The organism is Acinetobacter sp. YH12152 (assembly GCF_013418285.1).
Classification (GTDB): domain Bacteria; phylum Pseudomonadota; class Gammaproteobacteria; order Pseudomonadales; family Moraxellaceae; genus Acinetobacter; species Acinetobacter amyesii.
Genome location: NZ_VPCH01000001.1, coordinates 156,153 through 178,594 on the forward strand (window position 1 = coordinate 156,153; position 22,442 = coordinate 178,594).

A 22,442-nucleotide genomic window follows, 5' to 3' on the forward strand; every position below is an offset into this window, starting at 1 on the left:
ACACATTGAATGTACAACATTTTTCAGCACATTCAGCTAAAATCTGTGCAAAACATAATGACAAGGAACAGCGATGCTGACATATCCAAATATCGACCCTGTGGCGATATCACTGGGGCCACTACAAGTTCACTGGTATGGTCTGATGTATTTATTGGCCTTTTTATTTGCATGGGGTTTGGCAACCTACCGTGCAAAACAACGTGACGGCTGGAACGCAGAAATGGTCTCTGACCTGATTTTCTACGGTGCATTGGGTGTCGTGATTGGTGGACGCTTTGGCTACGTCTTCTTTTATGGTTTCGATCAATTCCTTGCCAACCCACTGTGGCTATTCCAAGTTTGGACAGGTGGCATGAGCTTCCATGGCGGTTTCCTTGGGGTCATGATTGCCATGTTACTGTGGTGCAAGAAATATAAAATGACCTGGTTCCAGACCCTCGACTTTATTGCACCCTGCGTTCCGACAGGCTTGATGTTTGGTCGTATTGGTAACTTTATTGGTGGCGAACTGTATGGTCGTGCAGTGACCGATCCTAATTTTGCTTTCGGCATGATCTTCCCGACCGATCCACTTCAGTTGGTGCGCCATCCGTCGCAACTCTATCAAGCCCTCTGTGAAGGTTTAATTCTGTTTATCGTGCTGTGGTGGTTTAGTTCAAAACCTCGTCCACGTTATGCCGTTTCAGCCTTGTTCCTCATCGGATATGGAATCGCACGCTTCACCGTTGAATTCTTCCGTGAGCCGGACAATGGTCAACTGTTCATCGGATGGATGAGTAAAGGTCAGTTCCTGACAGTTCCGATGATTCTGATTGGACTATGGATGATGTGGTATGCCTACCAGAAAAAAATCTATGACTGGGGTCCACAAAAAAATCATTAATATTTTATAATTGTCTTTAAGCAAGCGAGGTCTAAGCCTCGCTTTTTTATGCGCTGAAATTTATCCCTTCATACGTATTTACTGCACATGAAGTGACTGAATTAGACAACTGATCTGTGCTAAAGTTTATTCAGCTTATTTTTAAACTATCGATCCATGCTTGAATTTTGGTTTAACCCCAGCGTTTCTGTACTTAAAAAAATCCTGTTTTTTATTGCGATGGTCGTACTGACCGGTGTTCTGTATTGGATGGAACCCCTAACACTTCAAGCCATTCTAATGTTCATGGGTACAGGCGTCATTTTCCTGATTTGTCGTTATTGCAAGATTCATTTCGCAGCAAAAAATCCAACAGGTTTGCTCTATCGTTTATTGACGTGGATACCGATTGCACTGCTGTTAGCATTGGTTTTTATCAACATGAATAAGGGTGAAATTCTGATTCCGGGTGCTCAAGGCATTGGCTTTATGGCTTTGGCGATCTGCCTGCTCTCCCCGATTTCACTGCTGAATAAAAACGAGAAAACTTCACCCCAAGGTAAAATTTAAATGCTGACGTTTTGGTACTCTGAGCGCTGTAACCGACAAATCAAGCTCATCATTTGTATCAGTACCTGTGTGCTTATTTTTCTATGCGCTGAACAAAAACAACTAGATCCCCGCTTTGCGGGCATAAGTTTAGCCATTGGTTTGATGATTGATCTGCTTTATAAGCTCAGACAAGACAAACTAAAAACACTGTCTCCGTCATTAAAATGCGGTTTGGCTAGTTTGCCCATTTTATGTTTAGTGTGCTTAATTTATTTTCTACCCAATGAGCAACGCTGGATTTTAGCGCTGCAATGTATGGGCTTTGCGGCAATTGGATTATTTATCGTCTCGATCTACAGTCAGCGTGCAAAAAGGTTTGAAGACTAACCTTTTTGCAGCCATGGGCTGTTAATCCGCTAAGCGATAATAGCTATATTTCACATTTGGAGTTCGATAGACCGCATAACCCGCTTGACGATAATCAGACACCCAATCCTTACCTGAATATGCTGCGATATGACCATAACGGCTACTTTGATTGCGGTCGATAATATAAATATCGCCTTTCTTTGGTCGATCAAACGCTAAATTAATTTTTTGATAACCAATTTTTTGTAATGTGCTGCCCCAGTCTGCTGCGGCAACGGGGTGACCGTTAAAACGTGCCCCTGCGGACTCAAGTGCTAGACGAACACTGCGGGCACATTTCTGAGTACTGCTTTGGCGGGTAATGCCTTGTAAAAATCCAGTCAAACGATCGATATCGATACGCTGACCATTGCGGGATACCACATTTTTAGTTGCTGCTTTTTGAGTGCTATTGGACTTGCCCGTATTTTTACTCGCCTGAGAACGAATTATGATATTTGCCTGAACTGGAGCATGCACTTCACTCAAGTTTACATTGTGATCATAAGCCATTCTTTAACCCACACTCCCGCCTGTATTTAGGCATTCAAAAATTTTAACGAGGGTGATAGTACCGCGTAAATCATGTTTTTTCATGTAAAAAATGTAAGATTTCTTAAACAAATCTTCACATTTAAATACGATCGTCTATTTTTAATTCAAATAGATTTATTTTTTATATCAAACTCTTAATCAAAAATAGTTGTTCAATATCACCTCTTCATAATGAGAAAAATCACGTTTATTTTTTAATCAAACTTATCTGTATTTTTTTCAACACTGCGAAAGAAGCATCTCTCAATATGTAAAAAATAGAGCTTCGTTTTCTAAGCTCATGCTTGATTTAACAGACATATTGTCTCGTTAACACTTGATGTAATTGTTATAAATAGACGTCTTCAACTCAGACAATTCAGCGCTTGTTGCCTGCAAAATTTGGTCATCACCCAATAAACACCGTATGTTTTTGATTTTTTAAACCCGACCATATTCAAGCGCCCATCGCAGTTCCTTCCTCACGCAAAACAAGCTAATATGTGCCACAAGAAATTTAGCAAATTATGAGAGAGACATGCGCCAGTATTTAGACCTTTTACAACACATTCTCGACAACGGCGGCGACAAGGGCGACCGTACGGGTACGGGAACACGTTCTGTATTTGGTCATCAAATGCGCTTCGATCTTTCTCAAGGTTTCCCTTTACTCACCACCAAAAAAGTTCATTTCCGCTCTATCGTGATTGAACTGTTGTGGTTCCTTAAAGGCGATACCAATGTTCAATATTTGCAAGACAACAAAGTCTCGATTTGGGATGAATGGTCTACAGCAGAACAAACTGCTCGTTTTGGTCGTCCTGCCGGTGAATTAGGTCCTGTTTATGGTCATCAATGGCGTAATTTCGGGGCGACCAAAAAAGCCGATGGCCTATATGAACAAGATGGTTTTGACCAAATCAAATGGTTGGTCAATGAAATCAAAACCAATCCTAACTCTCGTCGTCTAATCGTGTCTGGTTGGAATCCAAATGAGGCAGGTAATGTTGCATTGCCACCATGCCATACCTTGTTTCAATTTTTTGTTCAAAACGGAAAATTATCTTGCCAATTATATCAACGTAGTGCTGACGTTTTTTTTTTATACCCCCATATTAATAATGCACAGTATGCTGAACTAGTTGCTTAAAATAAGATTCATACAAGAATTACCAAATCCCAAATAAAACTAAAATAAAATGCCAGTATCCCTTCAATAACTTTTAACCTTTCAATTTTATATCCCTAAATAGTCAGAGATTATTGCTATAGTTCCATAAATATTTATTAATTATTTACATCAAAAAATTTATTAAAAAATTAAAAAAATGTCTTTTAAAATTCAAATTAATTTCAATAAGTTATTAATTATAAATATAATTATTTTAAAATCATTTAAATAAAAATACCTTGATAAGAAAAAAAAACAGCATTAAGTTAGATTTATTATCCATAAAAGTTCAATAAAAATTTGAATTTAACTTCTTATTTTCAAATGGAGGAATGACTATTTATGACCGTCCAAATTTGCATAGAAACCAAACTAGACCTGTCTAAATCACCTCTCAATAAGAAGGATAAATTAGATTTTTTAGCGAAAGAGGTACACGTGAATGGGGTGGGTGTCTTTGATGATAATGGTCGATTTTTACCTATTATTTCTCAATATCTATCTTACCAATCAAAGCATGAAAAACTTGCGACCGAGTCCATACCCACTTACGGCAAAAATCTAACTTACTTTTTGAACTATATGCGAACCCGTCCTGAATTTGATGATGATGTAAGTGATGAGGCATTTCTTACAGTACCAACATACGTAATAGAAGAATACATAACATTTTTAGAGGGGAATCAAAATTTAAAATCAACTACCGTCAGGAATCGTGATGCATGTTTATTTTTTTTCATGAAATATCTAACCACTCCAGGAGAGGATCAAACACAAATACGTAAAAATAACCCTTATAGCGACGGATATTTATCAAAAACACCAAAAAATAATCCTATGCCACCCTGTAATCCAGATGATCTTATTGTATTACTTGAATCAACAGGTTCTGAACGTGAAAGAGTTGTACTCCAATTTTTATATGATTCAGGTCTACGTCGTTCCGAACTTCCACGAGTTACTGTTGAACATATTAAAAATGCTATTTATTTTAATAGTACACAATTTATTTCATACACCTCAGACAAACCAATTTGTCCAAGTTATGTTCCATTGGAAGTTTTAGGTAGCAAAGGACGCAGAAATGAAATTAACCCTCGTTGGACTTTAATAAGCTCTGCAACAATCCAGCGTATCCTGAAATATCACGCTTCCCCACTCTATAAAAAATATGCAAGGAAGTATGCTACTCAAGCTGTAACTCCAGCTTTCCTCACTGCTCAGGGTACTGCTTATACAGCATCGAGCATCAGTAAATTGTTAGAACGTTTAAGTAAGCGCGCTATTAAGAAAGGTCGGCTTAAAAAACAAATCTCTCCGCATAAACTAAGACATGGTAGTGCTTATGCCCTATTACAATCAGAAGATTTAGGAATGGATTATCTTGACCGACTTGTAATTTTGCAAAAAAATTTGGGACATAGCCAACTAAATACTACTGAAATGTACACAAAAATCCCCCATGAAATTTACAGCACAATGTGTAACGAAGAAGGTGAGTTAGTCACAAAAGCTGAAAAAATGAAACGTATATATGAAACCACACAGTTAAAAATCAATATTACAGACAGAAAATGAAAACTAATGAACAAAAAAAAATCGGAGATGTTGAATCTACTATCGCAGAATGGGTATCAAGTGTTATCCAAAATGTAGATGCTTTGTGGCAAATACCAATTAGTCAGGCTAACACGCCTTCAAAAATAAATGTCGATGTTAACTATCTTGTATGTACTTTAGGCATTTCAAAAAACTCTGCATCTAAATACAGCAAGCTTACATATTCCATTATTAATAAAATGATTGAAGAAGAAATTTTGCTAATACCCGATGGTAGTTATGCATTAGCTGAAATAAACGCCAGGAGAAAACTCCTTAATTGGTATCGAGGGCTATCTCTAGAAAATAAAAAGCAACTGCCTATTTTTGGTAATAAGATTTCACTTGGGAAAATGCCTAAAGAGCAATGTCCTATAACTAAATATCATTTAAAGTTTAGCACTGTTAAGGCTGCTTGGAATTACATTCATCAAGACCTTAAAGAAAAAGGGATAGTAGATGCTAATTATAAGACTGTTGCCGAACGAAATCATGAAAGGCAAATTTTTCAGGGTACATCTAAGGAAACCTTTAAAGGTCATTTCAATAGATTAGCTACTCTTAAACTTACTAATATTATTGACTTTCACAAACCTTCTGAAGCAGAACCATATATTCAAATAGAGCAACTATTTGCCTCACAATCTAAAACAGTGTCTTCTGAATCAGCAAAAGAAAACTATCAAGGTGCATGCAAGGAATTTATCAAATTTCTTTCAAATCTTTATGGAAATACACCTTTAATAATTGTAGAGACTTTCGATGAACATCTTCTATCTAAATTTAGAAAATACCTAGAAGATAAAATAATAAACGCAGATATTTCCAGCTCTCATGCACAGACTCTTTTAAGTGCTGTACGGAAATCATTAAAAAGGCTCACTCAAATACAAGATATAGAATATAATTTTTTCAATGCAGTTGGCTTCGATGTATATAGACAAACAGATGTAAAGAAACCATTTAATCAAAATGAACGCCTGCAAATATTAGAAGCAATCGACAAAGGTATTACTGAGTCTAGATCGATCCTAAAACCCTATAGAATTACTGGTATTGGTAAGAATCCTCTCGATCAATATGGATATCGAATTAAAGGATTATCAACTCTTAATAATGCTCGTTGGATATTTGAAAACCTACTTAATTGTGAACCTATTTTTTACAACACAGCCAAAACACGAATTCAAAAATCTTTTCTTAAAATTATTCAGGATTCAGGAAAAAAACTAGACAATATATATAGAGAGTGGGGAGTCATATCTATGATTGGAATAGATGTCCTATTACCCTACTTATTAAAATTAGCCCAAGTCACAGGTATAAATACTGAGTCTTTACTCGCTCTTGATATAGATGACTTTACACTTAAGCATCCAGCTACAGGTAGACCTTGTCTTAGATATTGGAAAGAAAGATCAGACGGAAAAAAAGACTATCATCTTGATTTAATTAAAGCCAAAATCACTTGGCTAACTCCAAGTCAAAAAGAGTCTGTAAAAAATATTTTTGATGAGGTGATTAGACTGACAAGTAACATTCGGGAAAATATTACAAGTGACACAGTCAAAAATAGGTTATTTATCTATCAATCAAATAGCAAAAAATCACACCAAAGAGTAGCTCCTTTCTTAGGACTTAATGGAAGAAATTACAAAGCTTTAGGAATCAGCATTACTCGATTTGTTAATAAATATCAGTTAAAAGGTGATCAAGACCGCCCACTAATTCTAACAATAAGTAGATTTAGACCAACTTTAGTCAGCGAATTGATTAAAGCTGATGTAAGTATGAGAGAAATTCAAGTAGTATTAGGACACTCATCTATACAAACCACTCTGAGTTATATTGACTCTTTAGACTTTAATAATATAAGTCGAGCACAGCTAGATAAAAAACTGACAGAAATACATTGCTCAACTTTGGAAGCTAAACCCCAAGAGAATCCCAAAAAGATAGAAGTTAAAAATAAGGATGAACCAGCAGTAACTTTTATAACACCTTTAGCGGCGTGCAGAAATATTTTTGATCCACCTGAATTTGTAAAAAAATTGGCCTCTTATATCCAAGGAACTCCGTGTTCACAATATAATAAATGCTTACGTTGTGACAATGTTGTGCTTGCAGTTCATCACCTTCCTCAAATTTTTGCAATGCAGCGTGATTACAAAGCTCGTTTAGAAAACACCCAAATTATTGACACTCCCTACGGGCATATTCTTCGAGAAAATCTAGAACTCATGAATCAGATTACAGCCCCCAACTTATCTAATTTTTCCCCATTGGAGCTTGAAAACGCAAGAATTGCATCTGAATACATTGAGAACACTGTATTGATAGATGGAGTAATTTAATGAATATAGAAACTCAGCTAAATATACTGAAAAATTTTGCAGAACATCATCACAACCTGATAAATAGTCCAAGTGTAGGAAACAATCTAGAACAATGCCTACAAAAAAAATATATCGAATCTAATATATACATAAATCAGTTTATGGAAAGATCCATTTCGAAAATATCTAAATTTTCCGATTCTACTTGGGATTTTAATTCTGATTACCCAAATGCCGCACGAAATGTCCAAGGGGCAAAATTACGCATAAACTTTTCAAAATATAATGATATTCCTAGATTTATTTTAACCGAAATAAAAGTCATATTTGAGCTCGCTTTACTCAACAACACTATATTTTGGCCCCAATATAATAAGAAAACATCAGGGAAAAAAAATATGCAAAAGGTGTCCTAAAAGCCAACACATTAATTCCCATTTTTGAAAATGGTTTAACATTTATTAATGAAATATTTAAACAATTAAATTTAGAGTTTGGTTTTGAATATGTTCAAACAAAGTTTAAAACCCTAACAGCCCTCTCTCCAGCATATTACCATAAAGCGGCTAAAAACTATGAACGCATAAAAAACACTGAATTAGATAGATTTTTTGAATATTTACGAAACCCTAGCTCTATCAAATATGTATTTAATAAACCCATTGCCTATGTCGACTTAAATAATTTATGTTGGAAAAACCCTCCTAATACTCATAAAATTCAAAAAAAACAGGTGCTCCCAGATAATATATTTGAATATTTATCTAAGATGGCATCTTTCATCGTAGTCGACTTTTTAAATGCTATCGGGGATAAGTCAAAAATATCAGATATCAACTCTTTAGAACGTTTTGAAGCCAGTAAATATTCATCTTGGGCAAATAATGAGAGAGTTAATCATGAAATTCTTAACGCCTATATTGCAATGCGATTAAGGACCAAAGGGTACTCTTCAAGTTGTGTATTAGGATTAATTAAACCCTCTGACTGGATGATAAATAAAAATGGTTTGGCAGGTGGACTTACTCTACGAAAAGCCTTAAAGAGTCGCAAATACGAATTAAATAAACTTCGTGAATATTTCAATCTAGTGGCATATTCATGTCTATACTTGGTTGGTCAATATACAGGTATGAGACCATCTGAATTAGCAGAAATAAAAGTAAAAGATTGTTCATGCTTAGTACAAGATGATGGTGTTTGGTTAATTGAAAGTACTATTAAAAAACATCAACAAGAGATTAATACTGGTTTATTTGATGATCGTTGGGTAGCTATTCCAATCGTTAGAGACACTATATTAGCAGCATCTTATATCGCAAAAATCAAATCATCCCCATATCTCGTTTCTAATATGAATACTGTTCATCCTACTGGCTCAGAAAAATCTATGAGTAGTAATGGGATTAGTTATCAAATCAACGCGTTGATTAGCCAACTTTTGGGGGAATACATTGCTAATCAGATTAGTTTTAACTCCTATATGCTACGACATACTCTAACCTACCAACTATTTAGAGCCGAAGTTGGCCTACCTTTAATTTCATTTCAGCTAAAACACTTCGTGGCAGAAATTGGTAAATTTGTCTCCAAAGGTGCTACTACGTCAGTTACGTTAGGCTATGGTGAAATTGGTGAAATACTTTCAAAGGATGGTAATAGAAACAGCAAAAATTCATTGAGACATGCAGCTGAATTAGAAGCTATAAAAAATGTTTTCAATCACAATGGAACATTTTATGGAGGTAAAGCAAATGAACATAAAAAAAATTTGATCACTCTGTTTCAAGGATATATGGTAAATGGTTATACCGAAGAAGAAGTATATGAAGCACTAGCTGACCAAGGTGCTGCCGTTACTAATATTGGAAATGGTTTATGTTATGGAAATAAACAGGACGATACCGATCCAGCTTTACCATGTATTGGCTCCCTACGCTGTAACCCTATTCGATGCAAACACGCTATTGTTACTCTAAAACATGCTCCTAAATGGCGTGAAATCTATATTGTGAATAAAGCAAATCTCAATAAACCAGGATATGAGCATCTTCGTGAACAAATGTTAGCTACTATGAATGAAGCAGTAATGGTTTTAGAAAATCTTGGCGAAAAGGTTGAACTATGAAGAATCAAGCTTACGACCTTAAAAACACAGAGAATTATGAAGCAAATACCTTGAAAATTAACAATGCACTACTTCAAATTGAGCACAATCCAAAACTAAAAGCAACTATTGCACAATTATGTAAACTTACAGGAATTCATCGGAATACTATTAGAAACCGATTCGAACCTATCGAGAAACTTAAAGAAATTAAAGAGGCACGAATAAAGAAAGCAAAACAGAAAAAAGAAAAACTGGCTTTAAATAGTGCTGAGAATGAAATGTCACCAGAGAAGTTGTTAATACAAGCAAGAGCTGAACTTATCTACTGGTTTAATGAATATCAGAATATGAAAAATCAATGTTATCATTTCGAGCTTCAGTATAAAGAAATGAAACAATCCAAAGATTATTATAAAAAATTATACAAAACCGATCAAAATTTACTCTTAGAGGCTGAAAAAGAAATTAAGAAATTAAAAGAATTATTAAAATTTGAGGGTATTTATATCAGTCCTCTAAAACATTAATATGAAAATAAGATTTTCTGTTGAGATAAAGTTTTTAAACTTTTGCCCAACAGAAATATTTTTATCTTCAAATAAACTTATTTAGACTGAAAACGGATAAGCAATAGGTTCATGATATTGATAACCTTCAACTTCAAAGTCATCTAATGTCACCCATGTTTCAATATCTTCAAGCGTTTTAATTTCAGGGTTGATATGGAGTTTTGGCGCAGGATAAGGTTCACGTTTAAGCTGAACATCACGCATGAGTTCTAACTGATCCTCATAAATATGCGCATTCACAATCTTGTGATAAGCCTTTCCAGCCTTATATCCTGTAATTTGAGCCATCAGAGCTAACAGAGTAAAAACCTGAATTTGGTTAAAATTTTGGCCCAATGGTACATCACATGACCGTTGTGCTGACGTTAAGTAAAGTGTATCCCCTACCAAAGAGAAAGTATGAGTATGCATACAAGGTCGTAGGCAACCCATATCAAACTCCCCTGGGTTATAGAAAGTCAGAATTTCACCACGATCATCAATACCTTTTCGTAAGTCATCATAGATCTTACGAAGCTGGTCAAACTCTTTACCTTCAGAGTTACGCCAATGGCGTCCTTGGACTCCGTATACTCGCCCCATATCGTCTTCACCTTTACGATAAGGGTTAGCTAACCACGCTCCATTTTCGTTAGCATTTGCATTCCAAGTATTACAGCCAATGGCTCGGAACTGAGCAGCATTATCATATCCACGCAAGTAGCCTAATAGCTCTGCAATAGCTGCCTTCCAGTAACTTTTTCGAGTCGTAACTAAGGGGAATTCATTAGCCCCTACGTTGTACTCTAAATCTGCGTTAATAACGGTTAAACAACGCTTTCCAGTTCGTTCATTTTCAACCCATACGCCTTCATCAACTATGCGTTGACACAAATCTAGATATTGCTTCATTTAACCACCTTGATTCTCCTAGGCAAAATTTACTTGATAGTGCCTTATATTGGTACAGCTATCAGAGAAAATTTTGGCTAATTTTTTCTCACCAGCTTACAATTTCAATTGTATGAACAATGATGAATTTTGGCTATGATGAGCTCAATCTGTATTATAGAGTTTAAATACTTCATTGCACAAACCTAGAAATGACAGCTTATTGGCCTAGTTAAGCTGCTTAAAATATCAGCTTTTCCTCTAGTACAAAGCTCCCTATTATAATGTATATTAATATTACCCCTTAATTTTATAAAAAATTTAGAGATCTAATTATTAAAAAAATAATAAATACATATCTTTATTTCGCAACTTATAAAATTAAAAATATGTATTTATTCATGATGACCTATTTTTCAAAATAAATTATTATGAAGTAACAAATAATAAATTTTTTAAGCAATCACACCCAAATACTTACTACTTCGGTTATTAAATGCATTTAAAGTCCCTTCTAAAATATTAACTGCATGTTGATTTAACTCGTAACTTTCAATAGAGCCAGATTTATAATGGATGGAGTAATTATTTTCTCTATCAAAATTAGTATAAATAATTTGCTCGGCATCACATACTATTGCTAGATTAGGGTTATGAGTAACCATAATAATTTGTCTGGTCTTTTTAGCTTCATTAAGAATAGGAACCAAGGAGTTTACAACAGTATCGTTATCAAGGTTTTCTTCAGGCTGATCTAGAATAATAGGTGTTTTATCTTTATCTACTAATAAATAGAATATCAATAGCAATGCACCACGTTGTCCAGGAGATAATTTTTCTACTTCTACATTTTGAAAACGTAATGAATATTTAGATTTAATAAAGTCTAATCCATATATAAAATTGTAAACATCTTTCGGCGTAACATTTTTTTTCACCATCTCAGCGATACCAACTTCCTCATTAGCTTCATTTAATTTATCAATAAGCTCTTCTATAAAATCAATAACTCCTTCCTGTGTTTCTAAATCTTTATCTTGAGATAAATCTTCTAAAGTATGTTTAATCCTATCTGGCGTAAAATCTAATCTACGTTGCAGAATATGAGAGGTTAAATTTTCTAGAAATTCTTCAAAAGAAAAATTTAATTTAGATACAAACTCAAACTTATTTTTTATATTTATAAAACTATTTTGTTCAATTGATTTCTGAACAGGTTCATAAAGAGATTCTCTTAGTAATTTTTTGGACTCTAAAATTTGATATATTAAGCTTGCGATAGTTTTACGCTCATTTTTTTTCTCTGCTAACTGATTAGGCAAATTATTGTACATTGTAATTTGATGTTGTATACCATGAAGTGAATCAGGTATAAGTTCATCACCCTCTAACTGTTTTTTCTTCACATCCCAAGTTTTAATAGTCTCAAGGTAGGTATTATATTTTTGGAATGGCTCTGATAATTCACTATTTATTTTCTCGATAGTTTCATTATTCTCCTTAATAGAGGATTCCAATGCACTAATTTCATTTAATTTATTAGGAATTTCTTTTTCTAATTCAGTTTTTATCCCTAATATTCTTTCTAAATTGATACTGAACTTAATGATGTTATTTTCAATTTCAAGATTTTCTAAATCTTTACTTATATCCTCATTAAAAGCCTCAATATATTTTGTTAAAACATCAGTTTTTTCTATTACCTTATTTGCAATTAATATTTTGCCTTGGCTTGCTTTGATATTATCTTTCAAAGTATCAATTTGTTTTGAGAATCCAAGTACTTTTGAATTGGCAGATTCCATCTGAATTTTTAAAGCTGATTGCTCTGGAGTTAGGTTTTCACTAGGGCATGAAACTTCATTAGGCTTAATAGATTCATGATCTTGCAGTTCTTGTAGCTTTAATAATCTTTTGTTTTCCAAAAGGTTTCTTACTTTTGGTTGCGATTGAGCTTCGTACTCTTCAATTTCTGAATTTAATTTGTTTAATTTGACTTTCAATGAAAACAATTGATCATTTAATGAGCTTTCTTTTAATTTGATTAATGCTTCAAGATTTGAACAACCATTCTTTTCTTCCTCTGTTAAATAAGAGAATATGACTGAATTCAATTCATGTTGAAATTCATTATCTCCATTATCAGGATTACATAGTTTTTCAAAGTAAGCTTGAGGTATGTAACGTACTCTTTCAGCACTTTCATGATCAATACTAGCATCTAAAGATTTTATATCTTTAGTACCGTTCAACCAAGTTAATGTAGCTTCAAAATCTGATGCAAAGCCACCTTTGCCTTTAAATCGTCCTTCTTTAAGAAAGGAAAAGTAATTACTGCTAGATTTAGAGTTCCCTAACAACGAAATAATATCAGCAAGAGCACTTTTACCACTTCCTTTTTTACCTATAATCGCCACTAGATCATGGCTTAAATTTATTTTAATTCCATCAATCCACTTGTGATTACATACAGCTGTAGGTTTTTTTACAACTTCAATTTGATCAATAAAGTAACTTCCTTTTCCTTTTTTTAATGATTCTTTTTCAGGGATTTCACCCACATAGATACGATTTTGAGGTTCTAAGGTAGCTTGGATTAAACCAGTAAATGTTGGATCGGCTTTAATCCATGTAAAACAATTTCCAATTCTATCTTTATCTGATGTTTTTTCTGAAAAATTATGAGCATCACTACAGTCAAGCAATAAATCATTTACACCATTATCTTGTAATTTTTGTTTAGCTTTATCAAAAGCATCATAAGATTCTGCTGAAGTGAAAATGATATCTGCCTGGTTAATTAGATGTTTTTTAACAGCTATCGAAGCATCAGTCCACTTGAGTTCATCCCATTCTGTTTTTCCAATAGCAATTAAATATTTTCCTTTAAAACAACTTTTATCAAGTGCCTCAAGAATTGAATCCGAATGTAAGTTTAAATTATTAAATCCTTCAATTAGGTCTGACCCATATTGATGTAATTTATCTTGAGAAACTGATGACTTAATTTGTCGTCCCAGATCTTCGACTGATTCTTTTGTAATACTCTGGTGCCACGGTGTTTGTTCTTTTTCTAAAATATATTTAGCTTGTAAACTATTTAAAAATTGAGATTTTATTTTATCCAAAGGTAAGTTTTGTTCATCTGAGAAGATGATATGTAAATTTATGCGATTAAGCTTTTTAAACTCTACACCGGCAAACTCATGTAATCTAAATTCCACTACTGGCAAAATTAAATCAATATTTTTTAATCTTCCTGAATTCTTTTCTTTTAAAACACGTTCATATCCATCAATAAAGAAATAGTCATTAATACCTATAACTTTAAACTCTTCAGGTAAATTTTCTAAATCTGTTAAAAATTTTTCCCAAGTTGCATCATCATTACCACCATATTTATGGTCAAGAGAAGCAGGTGTGTGTACGTGTAAATCCCATTTACGCCATTCTGATCCTTTATTAAACATATTCCCCCCTTAATAAATAATAAATAAGAAATTCAAATCTATGCCACCGCACTTTCATTAAACGCTTCAACAACCCCAAATATGTTGTCAGTATCTGCATCACCGAATACACCATCAATCCCTTCATAATGGATTTGATTGAATGGTGGTTCATAAAGCTGCGAGGCTTCTAATGTTCCCCGAATGGTCAAATGTTCAATCACCATTTCGATAAAACGAATCTGCTTTTCATTGTAAGTTGAGCCTTGCAGATATTTAGAGAAGGCTTGTTGCACCGCTTGACGATCTAAACCGACAAGTGAACGAATAAAGAGAGGTAATGGCTTATCTGTACCAAAGCATTCCTCAAATTTTTCTTTACTCTCAACTTCCTGAGCTTCAAAAACGAATCGTTCAAGCTCACTCAAATCAGTTGGTGTTAACGCTAAGCCACGTTTCAACTTTGCAATGGTGATGTGATCTTCATTTGATTTGATGAAGCTTTCAACTCGTTTACGGTATTGAGCAATGTTTACACCACTGGAAACCACAGGAATATCGACTACAGTTGCTTCACCAATTTCATCATCTAGCATCGAGTACACAATTGTTGAAGTGGATTTCTCAATCAGCTTCACCAATCCTCGGATACGTTTACGCATCGATTCCAGCATAGGCACAGTGATGCCTTTCCAATAGGCTTCCGTTTGTATTTCCTGGATCAGGTTAATCTGCGCTGCTACCACTGGAATGTTTTCTTTAGTTTCCAATTTAGAAGCAATTTCGATGACCTTGTTAGCATAAGCAATAACAGCCTTATTATTCTTATTTAACACGGCAAGTTCGATGTTATAGCAGAGCATGTCAAATAGCTTAGCTTCTAGTGTTTCTGACTCAAGTTCGTTAGGAAGTTTAGAAATATGCTCTCGTAGTGTGCCAATAGCCAAGTCATCTAAATTGTCCCAAGCTTCATCTTTTTGAAAATGCTCAACATGCTCTAATTCAGATTTCACAATGAAGTTGTCCTTATTCATAGACTTCACTTCTGTCTGTAATCCTTGAAGGATTTCCTGCCGTACTACGTTTAGCTCATCTGCTTGCTGTTCCACTTTAGATTTAGATGTGTTCAGTAAGCTTAGGATATTTAGACGAGCCTTAAACAAGCGTTGTCCTAATGGCTCTGTGGTAGATACAGGCGCGCCATCAGGGTTCTCGTTGAAGTATTCAAAGTTAGAACAGTAATCGAAGATATAGAATTCAGACTTATGATGTTCTGGGGCAAACAGGTCTTTACAAAGACGTGTACCACGCCCAATCATCTGCATGAACTTCACTTTTGAACGTACAGCCTTAAAGAAAACAAGGTTGACCACTTCTGGAACATCAATCCCTGTATCGAGCATGTCTACAGAAATGGCGATTTGTGGGTCAGCCAGATCTTTTTTACTAAAGTTATCAATCAAGCTCTGTGCATACTTAGTCGAGTGTGTGATCACACGGGCGAACTTGCCGTCATAGTGCGGATAGTTCTTATCAAAGCGTTCTGCAATGAAATTGGCATGGTTCTGATTGACTGCAAAGATAATTGTTTTACCCAACATATCACCACCTTCAACCTTGATGCCGCTTTCCATCAAGTGTTGAAGCATCTTGTCTACCGTACCAGTATTGAACAGTTCCTTATTAATCTTGGATGCCGTTACCTCGTCAGGGGCATCACCACCATCCCAATCCAGTTCATCCCAATGCAGTTTTTCTTCTTCTGAAAGCTCATCATATTTCACGCCTTCACGCATGAATTTCAACGGTACAGAATAGGCTTTCGGTGGCACGAGATAACCATCGGCAATGGCTTGATTTAAATCATAGTAATCGGTGGGGACACCACTTTCTAAACCAAACAGTGCATAGGTATCGCGGTCTACTTCATCGCGTGGCGTAGCAGTCAAACCGACAAGCAGGCTGTCAAAGTATTTAAAAATCTCACCAAACTTTTGGTACACGCTACGGTGGGCTTCATCGACAATAATCAAGTCAAACATACCTGTACCGTATTTACGTGTGCCATCCGCATTCATTTCATCAATCAAGCCCATCATGGTCTGATAGGTAGAGAGATAAACCCGTCCATTCTGGGTTTTGCTTTCAACCAAATTGACAGGCGCAGAATCAGGTAAGTTGGCTTTAAAAGCGTTGGTGGCTTGCACCACCAATGAAGTACGGTCAGCGAGAAACAGAACCTTCTGTACCACATTGGCTTTCATCAGCACATCGACCAAAGCAATTGCAGTACGGGTTTTCCCTGTACCTGTTGCCATGATTAGTAAGCCCGCACGTTCTTTACGTTGGTAGGCTGCAAGCATCGCCTTAATAGCACGAGTTTGGTAGTAACGCTCGACAATATCTGTATTGATCGGAAAGCTACTTAAATCTGGATTGTTCTTACGTCTTTCGATCAGACGCTTGAGTTCTGCTTGAGTATAGAAGCCATGTACTAAGCGAGGTGGACCACCTTGAGCATCATTCCAGATTCGTGTTTTGTAGCCATTGGTATAAAAGATTACAGGGCGTTGTCCTGTTTGTTGTTCTAAGCAATCCGCATAAAGCTTGGCTTGTTGTTGTCCAATATCAGGGTCAGTTGATGTACGTTTAGCCTCAACTACAGCCAAAGGCAAGCCATTGGCATCATACAGCACATAGTCCACTGCTCCCTTACCTGATGGACTAGGCATACCTGTTACAGTAACTTCCTCTCGAACCGATGTACCAATATCCCATCCTGCTTCTTCAAGCATGAGGTCAATTTTAAGTTTTCGAGTTTCGTCTTCTTTATAGTCGGTTTGGTCCTCAATTTTGCTATTGGCAATTTTGGCTTGTTCGACTTCAGCACGTTTTTGTGCCAGTTCTGCATCTATGTTGGCAAGTAGTTTTTCACGTTCTTCTAAACTTGCGGACAGTTCAAATAGTTTTTGTTCGCGTTCGCGTAAAGCTTTATGTTGTTCAGCAAACTGTTTTTCTTTAGCTTCTGTTTCTTTTTGCAGTTGTTCTTTGTTGGCGGTAATTTGCTGAGTATTGTCAGCATTTGGTATTAGTTTTGGGTTAAATAAAATCGACTGAGAGCGGTCTTTTGAGGGTGAGCCATAGTTCCGTTCAAACCAAACATACATCAGGAATAAATGGCTGATGTGTTTTACAGTTTCTTCGGTGGTGAGTTGTTTGAACTTTTTCCCATGTACGGCACTGTTGCCGACCATGCGGATATTGTCCATTTTATCCCAAATATAGGGCGGAATCAGGTCTTTAAATTTGAGGTCGTTGAGTAAGTTATGCAGTGACGGGTCATAAGGTTGGTTCAGTTTTTTATCGTATTGATACAGCCACAGCACAAGGTTTTCAAGCGATGTACGAGCCGCAGCAAGAGCAAATTGTGGGGATATATACACAAGCTTTTCAGCTTCTTTGGCAGTCGCTGCCAAGCTTTTAAATTCAGGTTCTAAAAACTGAAAGTTGCTCATGTATATACCCTCAAATTTTAAATTAAATTTTATAAAGTGCCGTTAAATGCTTTCTGTTGTAATGTTTTAAATAAATTTTCAGCTAAATCTAATTGTTCAAGTAATTTAGGTTTTTGGCTCTCAATTACCTGAACAATATTTGAAAACTTGTTTTGCAGTTCCATAGGAGGCTGAATGATTGGAAAATTCTCTATATGCTCCTTATTCAACTGCCGTTTATCAATTCCACCTACGCATACTGAACGAATATATTCATAATAATCAGGCAAGGTAAGGATTCTTAAAATAAAGTATTTATTGAAACCGTCTTTAATACGAATTAAATAAACGTGACCATTGATATTGGCACTATCATCTTCACCTAAATAAATCGCGGCACGCCCCAAACTACTGTTTTCAGTATTAATTCGACCTGTTTTCGTCATTAACAGATCTTCATGTTTAACACTGCTTTTCATCATTTTAGCGTGAGTTTCAGCATCAATATAAGCAACATCATCAAGGATAACTTTATTTTTCCAAACATTTTGACTTCTTAAGAAAATGATACCCTGATCTACATAATTTTCAGATCCACCTTTAGGCGTATTACCACTATGAATTTTTGTCGATAGTTCTGATAGTTTTTTTACTTCCCACCTTTTAGGATTACGGACAGGATCGCCAAACATATCAATAAACGTGGCCTGCAAAAGCTGATCTAACTTTGCAATCGCTTGCTGACGTTTTTGGCGCAACTCATCAGCTTTATCTAAAATAGAGGCAATTCGGCGTTGTTCTTCAAGTGGTGGGAGATAGATTTCTAAATTCCCAATCATATCTCTTGTTATAACCGTTTGAGCTGCACCTTGTGACATAGCTCTTAAACGTAAAGACCAAGTTTGTAGAAAATAATATAAATAATCTTTATCTATAAATTCAGGTTTGGCTCTTACGGCAGCCACTGATCGGCCTATTGCTCCATCAAAACCTTTATTAATTTTCCCACAAGTTGCTCCTACCACGCATAATAGAACATCGTCATACTTAGCAAATTTTAAAGGGTTAGTTGTCCATTCCTTTATCAAAGGTCTAGATAAACCAAATTCTCCTGCTTTCACAAAAGGAGTTCCTGTGCCATCTTTATTACAATCATGGCTTGAAGGAGCCTGTCCCATAATTGTTTCTGTAACAGTTGCTAATTTGACTAACTCTGTCATTTCAACAACTCCTTTAGCGCAGCCATTCCTTTTAAAATATCTTGCTCAAGTACTTCTAAATCCGCCAAAATTTTACTTGGTGCTTCATATTCCACTTGCTCATACACCACTTCCTTATAACGGTTAATCGACAAGTCATAACCATTGGCAGCAATATCGGCTTTATCAACCAAGAAACTTTGCTCAGTCGCTTTACGGTCTTTTTCACCCTCTAAATTTTTAAAACGCGCAATGATGTCAGGAATGTTGTTATTTTCATGCTTAGAGGTATCAAGCTCATTACGCTTATCATCAAGCGAGTAACCATCCGCCTGCATATCATAAAACCAAACTTTGTCCGTACCGCCAGACATGGTTTTGGTAAAAATCATAATGGCTGTAGAAACGCCTGCATATGGCTTAAATACCCCTGATGGCATAGAAATAATCGCTTCAAGCTTTTGCTCTTCCACAATCTTTTGACGCAAATCTTTATGTGCTTTTGAAGAACCAAATAACACGCCATCAGGCACAATCACCGCGGCACGACCGCCTGTTTTAAGTAAACGTAAGAACAATGCCAAAAATAGTAATTCAGTCTTTTTAGTTTTAACCACAGCCTGAATATTCTTAGCACAGCTTTCATTGTCCAAACTACCTGCAAATGGTGGATTGGCAAGAATCAAACTGAACTGACTTTCAATGTGTGAATGTGCTTCGCTTAAAGAGTCACGGTTTTCAATACTTGGATTTTCAACTCCATGCAGCATCATGTTCATCGAACCAATACGCAGCATAGTGCTATCAAAGTCATAACCAAAGAAGGTTTCTTCACTGAAGCGTTTTGCCGCTTCAGGATTGGCAAAAATTTCAGTACTGTAATGGTCGTTTAAGTATTCACTAGCTGCAACGAGGAAGCCTGCTGTACCACAAGCAGGGTCACAGATGGTATCCGTTGGTTTCGGTTGCATTAACTCCACAATCATCTTAATGATATGGCGAGGTGTACGGAACTGACCATTTTGACCTGCTGAAGCGATCTTACCGAGCATGTACTCGTAAATATCACCTTTGGTATCTTTGTCATCCATTGGCACTTCAGCCAATAGATCAACCACTTTGGTTAAAAGTGCAGGTGTCGGAATCGTGAAACGAGCATCCTTCATATGATGACTGTAGGTAGTTTCATCTTCACTACCCAAGTTCTTAATGAAAGGAAAAACTTCATTAGCAATGGTGTCATAAAGCTGAGTAGGATCGCCAAGTGTAATAAATTTAGACCAACGTAAATGATCTTGCTCAGGTGTAAAAATTGGCTTTTCTACAGCAGTTTTTAGACGGTTAGCTTTCTTTTCTTTGGTGATCTGAATTTCATCGAGTCGGCGGATAAACAGCAAATAAGTCATTTGCTCCATGACTTCTAGAGGATTGGAAATACCACCACTCCAAAAAGAGTTCCAAATCTGGTCAATTTTGCTTTTAATTTCGCCTGTAATCACACTGATGACTCTCAAATTTCTTTGAGGGTATTGTGGTAGATTTCAATATGAAAAGCTATGGATAAGGAATGCAAAAAATCTAGGCTTAAAAATAGGACTTTGTCTTCTGCTCATCCAGTAACTTATGCAACCATGCAGGCAAAGAGGACTGATAAAGTAATATCCATTCTTCAGATGTAAGCGTTTTTTCAAGCTTTTTAACTATATTTAAATCAACACTCTCTTTTCCCAAAAAAAGTAATGCTGATATAGCCATTCCTACACGGCTGCCCAATGGATATTGGAAAAATTTACTATTTTTAGTATGCAGCAATCTTACCTGAGTGCCGCCAATCCCAAATTCACGAGAGTTACCTGAAGTGTAAAACACATCCATCACCGGAACTTGAGTACTTAATTTAAGCCGATTTGCGGCCATACCTCCATGAACCTGGATGAGTTCACCATTTTTTTCAGCAATAACTTTGACCACTTCATAAACATCAGGGCTCAGGTGTCGCCCCTTCAACATACGGTTTGGTTCAGGTTTATAATAAATACCGTGCTGAATGCTATTAATCACGCCTTGCTCAGTTAACCGATGAAGCTCCTGATAAACCACTTCAGTCTTTCCATACTGTTCAAACTCGTCCACAGAAAAGACGTGCCCAAGGCGAAATCCTTTTACCCGTTCCTGAACTGCTTTTGCAATATCTAACATAGAAGTCCCAAACAGAATATATAAAAGGTGGTTGAAACCATCAGGTAATTACACAACGTATGTCTTCAACTATCATGTTCGATTTTATGTATTTCTTCTATATTATTGGATTAAACAAAATTTAAGTAAATTAATATTTTTACTAAAATAATTTGGATGCTGGGTGTGCTATTAGGTGCAATATCTTGCACTTAATCTTATAAAAATCCTTGTTAAGTACAGATTTTGGCACTTAACGTCAACTTCGATGATATTTGGCGATTCCATTTAGAAAGAATATATTTAAGTTAGTTTATTGATACTTTAAATTTTAAAAATGAAATTTCATAAAAGTGATAATCCCTCTTACATTGCTGAAGTTGTTGGGCTGCGTTTAAAGCGAGCACGATTAAACCGAGACATGACACAAGTAGAAGTCGCAGACAGAGCCTGGGTTTCAAAAAGGACAGTACTAAAAGCAGAGAAAGGAAATGTTCGAATGGCTGATCTGATAGCTATTCTTCAGGCTTTGGAAATGTTAGATGAGATTGATTCATTTCTGCCCGAGCCTCCTTTATCTCCTATAGAGCTCTTAAAACTAAGAGGAAAAATAAGGAAAAGAGCTTCAGGCAATAATAAAAATAAAACAGATACACCTAATTTAGGTTGGTAGTTTTTAAAATTAGATTGGATTTCTAGTTTATATTTGAATGAAACTAGGGAATCAAATCTTTGGCTGGAATTTGCATAGCTGATGCTATTTCATATAGTTTTTCTACTGTGATATTGACCTCACCACGTTCAATACGTCCCATATAACTACGATCAATTCCACATTGCAATGCGAGTGATTCTTGAGTGATATTTTTCTCTTTTCTTTTGTTGCGGATTGAACAACAGAGGTGGTCCCACTTGTTTGAACAACTAAAAGCGTATTTATAAGTGATATTCCGCTCTAGTTAAGCCACCTTGTTTTGTTGGGGTAGCTGATCATAGTAAAACTCATTTGGTGTCATTTTGTCTAGACTCGAATGAGGTCGTTTCAAATTATAAAACTCAAAATATGCACTTAATTGCTTTTTCGCATCTGTGACACTGCTATAAGCTT

General features: G+C 35.7%; 18 protein-coding genes and 1 pseudogene. 10 read left to right on the forward strand and 9 right to left on the reverse strand.

Going from position 1 to position 22,442, the window contains the following annotated elements:
• Positions 1-73 precede the first annotated feature (73 nt).
• The 3 genes from lgt (at position 74) to FTU83_RS00700 (ending at position 1,804) form a co-directional block, all read left to right on the forward strand.
• Positions 74-886 (forward strand): prolipoprotein diacylglyceryl transferase, encoded by an 813-nt coding sequence (gene lgt, locus FTU83_RS00690; RefSeq protein WP_078189677.1) that lies wholly within the window; start codon positions 74-76, stop codon positions 884-886.
• Positions 887-1,042: 156 nt separating this feature from the next.
• Complete coding sequence (locus FTU83_RS00695) at positions 1,043-1,435, forward strand: hypothetical protein (protein WP_180105479.1); 393 nt, start codon at positions 1,043-1,045, stop codon at positions 1,433-1,435.
• The gene (locus FTU83_RS00700) at positions 1,436-1,804 is read left to right on the forward strand and encodes a hypothetical protein (RefSeq protein ID WP_180105480.1); all 369 of its coding nucleotides are present in this window, start codon (positions 1,436-1,438) and stop codon (positions 1,802-1,804) included.
• Between the two features lie 21 nt (positions 1,805-1,825).
• Here the strand turns inward: FTU83_RS00700 and FTU83_RS00705 are convergent, their stop codons facing one another.
• Complete coding sequence (locus FTU83_RS00705) at positions 1,826-2,338, reverse strand: peptidoglycan amidohydrolase family protein (RefSeq protein ID WP_180105481.1); 513 nt, start codon at positions 2,336-2,338, stop codon at positions 1,826-1,828.
• A gap of 559 nt (positions 2,339-2,897) precedes the next feature.
• Here FTU83_RS00705 and thyA point away from each other — a divergent pair.
• The 6 genes and pseudogenes from thyA to FTU83_RS00730 form a co-directional block, all read left to right on the forward strand.
• Positions 2,898-3,500: pseudogene (thyA, locus tag FTU83_RS00710) on the forward strand (thymidylate synthase); the annotation flags it as partial.
• 372 nt (positions 3,501-3,872) lie between these two features.
• A complete protein-coding gene (locus FTU83_RS00715; RefSeq protein WP_180050511.1) occupies positions 3,873-5,108 on the forward strand; it encodes a tyrosine-type recombinase/integrase in 1,236 nt (411 codons plus the stop codon).
• Entirely contained in the window at positions 5,105-7,483 is a 2,379-nt protein-coding gene (locus FTU83_RS00720) for a site-specific integrase (protein WP_257219787.1), read from the forward strand. The genes FTU83_RS00715 and FTU83_RS00720 overlap by 4 nt, the downstream gene beginning before the upstream one ends.
• A complete protein-coding gene (locus FTU83_RS17350; RefSeq protein WP_180054011.1) occupies positions 7,483-7,881 on the forward strand; it encodes a hypothetical protein in 399 nt (132 codons plus the stop codon). Before FTU83_RS00720 ends, FTU83_RS17350 begins: the two co-directional genes overlap by 1 nt.
• Positions 7,882-8,234: 353 nt before the next feature.
• On the forward strand, positions 8,235-9,593 hold the full coding sequence (locus FTU83_RS17355; protein WP_257222508.1) for a hypothetical protein: 1,359 nt from the start codon (positions 8,235-8,237) through the stop codon (positions 9,591-9,593).
• Positions 9,590-10,102 (forward strand): hypothetical protein, encoded by a 513-nt coding sequence (locus tag FTU83_RS00730; RefSeq protein ID WP_180050518.1) that lies wholly within the window; start codon positions 9,590-9,592, stop codon positions 10,100-10,102. Before FTU83_RS17355 ends, FTU83_RS00730 begins: the two co-directional genes overlap by 4 nt.
• An 81-nt stretch (positions 10,103-10,183) precedes the next feature.
• On the opposite strand, the gene FTU83_RS00735 is transcribed toward FTU83_RS00730, so the two are convergent.
• From FTU83_RS00735 to FTU83_RS00760, 6 genes are all read right to left on the reverse strand, one after another.
• A complete protein-coding gene (locus tag FTU83_RS00735; protein ID WP_180105482.1) occupies positions 10,184-11,035 on the reverse strand; it encodes a thymidylate synthase in 852 nt (283 codons plus the stop codon).
• Positions 11,036-11,469: 434 nt separating this feature from the next.
• On the reverse strand, positions 11,470-14,484 hold the full coding sequence (locus FTU83_RS00740; RefSeq protein WP_125279527.1) for a TrlF family AAA-like ATPase: 3,015 nt from the start codon (positions 14,482-14,484) through the stop codon (positions 11,470-11,472).
• Between the two features lie 38 nt (positions 14,485-14,522).
• Entirely contained in the window at positions 14,523-17,978 is a 3,456-nt protein-coding gene (locus FTU83_RS00745) for a DEAD/DEAH box helicase family protein (protein WP_180105483.1), read from the reverse strand.
• Positions 17,979-18,007: 29 nt separating this feature from the next.
• The gene (locus FTU83_RS00750; RefSeq protein ID WP_180105484.1) at positions 18,008-19,177 is read right to left on the reverse strand and encodes a restriction endonuclease subunit S; all 1,170 of its coding nucleotides are present in this window, start codon (positions 19,175-19,177) and stop codon (positions 18,008-18,010) included.
• Complete coding sequence (locus FTU83_RS00755; protein WP_180105485.1) at positions 19,174-20,655, reverse strand: class I SAM-dependent DNA methyltransferase; 1,482 nt, start codon at positions 20,653-20,655, stop codon at positions 19,174-19,176. Before FTU83_RS00755 ends, FTU83_RS00750 begins: the two co-directional genes overlap by 4 nt.
• Positions 20,656-20,740: 85 nt before the next feature.
• The gene (locus FTU83_RS00760; protein WP_180053368.1) at positions 20,741-21,355 is read right to left on the reverse strand and encodes a DUF6088 family protein; all 615 of its coding nucleotides are present in this window, start codon (positions 21,353-21,355) and stop codon (positions 20,741-20,743) included.
• Positions 21,356-21,671: 316 nt separating this feature from the next.
• On the opposite strand from FTU83_RS00760, the gene FTU83_RS00765 reads away from it, so the two are divergent.
• Entirely contained in the window at positions 21,672-22,007 is a 336-nt protein-coding gene (locus FTU83_RS00765) for a helix-turn-helix domain-containing protein (RefSeq protein ID WP_180053367.1), read from the forward strand.
• A 43-nt stretch (positions 22,008-22,050) separates the two neighbouring features.
• On the opposite strand, the gene FTU83_RS00770 is transcribed toward FTU83_RS00765, so the two are convergent.
• The gene (locus FTU83_RS00770; RefSeq protein ID WP_180105491.1) at positions 22,051-22,224 is read right to left on the reverse strand and encodes a helix-turn-helix transcriptional regulator; all 174 of its coding nucleotides are present in this window, start codon (positions 22,222-22,224) and stop codon (positions 22,051-22,053) included.
• 69 nt (positions 22,225-22,293) lie between these two features.
• Positions 22,294-22,442, reverse strand: a 149-nt coding sequence (locus tag FTU83_RS00775) for an integrase core domain-containing protein (RefSeq protein ID WP_079745370.1), incomplete at its 5' end; no start/stop codon positions are given.

Excerpts from the sequence above, each read along its gene's own strand:
- lgt (WP_078189677.1), top strand. The coding sequence starts at position 74 with ATGCTGACATATCCAAATATCGACCCTGTGGCGATATCACTGGGGCCA.
- FTU83_RS00695 (WP_180105479.1), top strand. The coding sequence starts at position 1,043 with ATGCTTGAATTTTGGTTTAACCCCAGCGTTTCTGTACTTAAAAAAATC.
- FTU83_RS00700 (WP_180105480.1), top strand. The coding sequence starts at position 1,436 with ATGCTGACGTTTTGGTACTCTGAGCGCTGTAACCGACAAATCAAGCTC.
- FTU83_RS00705 (WP_180105481.1), bottom strand. The coding sequence starts at position 2,338 with ATGGCTTATGATCACAATGTAAACTTGAGTGAAGTGCATGCTCCAGTT.
- FTU83_RS00715 (WP_180050511.1), top strand. The coding sequence starts at position 3,873 with ATGACCGTCCAAATTTGCATAGAAACCAAACTAGACCTGTCTAAATCA.
- FTU83_RS00720 (WP_257219787.1), top strand. The coding sequence starts at position 5,105 with ATGAAAACTAATGAACAAAAAAAAATCGGAGATGTTGAATCTACTATC.
- FTU83_RS17350 (WP_180054011.1), top strand. The coding sequence starts at position 7,483 with ATGAATATAGAAACTCAGCTAAATATACTGAAAAATTTTGCAGAACAT.
- FTU83_RS17355 (WP_257222508.1), top strand. The coding sequence starts at position 8,235 with ATGGCATCTTTCATCGTAGTCGACTTTTTAAATGCTATCGGGGATAAG.
- FTU83_RS00730 (WP_180050518.1), top strand. The coding sequence starts at position 9,590 with ATGAAGAATCAAGCTTACGACCTTAAAAACACAGAGAATTATGAAGCA.
- FTU83_RS00735 (WP_180105482.1), bottom strand. The coding sequence starts at position 11,035 with ATGAAGCAATATCTAGATTTGTGTCAACGCATAGTTGATGAAGGCGTA.
- FTU83_RS00740 (WP_125279527.1), bottom strand. The coding sequence starts at position 14,484 with ATGTTTAATAAAGGATCAGAATGGCGTAAATGGGATTTACACGTACAC.
- FTU83_RS00745 (WP_180105483.1), bottom strand. The coding sequence starts at position 17,978 with ATGAGCAACTTTCAGTTTTTAGAACCTGAATTTAAAAGCTTGGCAGCG.
- FTU83_RS00750 (WP_180105484.1), bottom strand. The coding sequence starts at position 19,177 with ATGACAGAGTTAGTCAAATTAGCAACTGTTACAGAAACAATTATGGGA.
- FTU83_RS00760 (WP_180053368.1), bottom strand. The coding sequence starts at position 21,355 with ATGTTAGATATTGCAAAAGCAGTTCAGGAACGGGTAAAAGGATTTCGC.
- FTU83_RS00765 (WP_180053367.1), top strand. The coding sequence starts at position 21,672 with ATGAAATTTCATAAAAGTGATAATCCCTCTTACATTGCTGAAGTTGTT.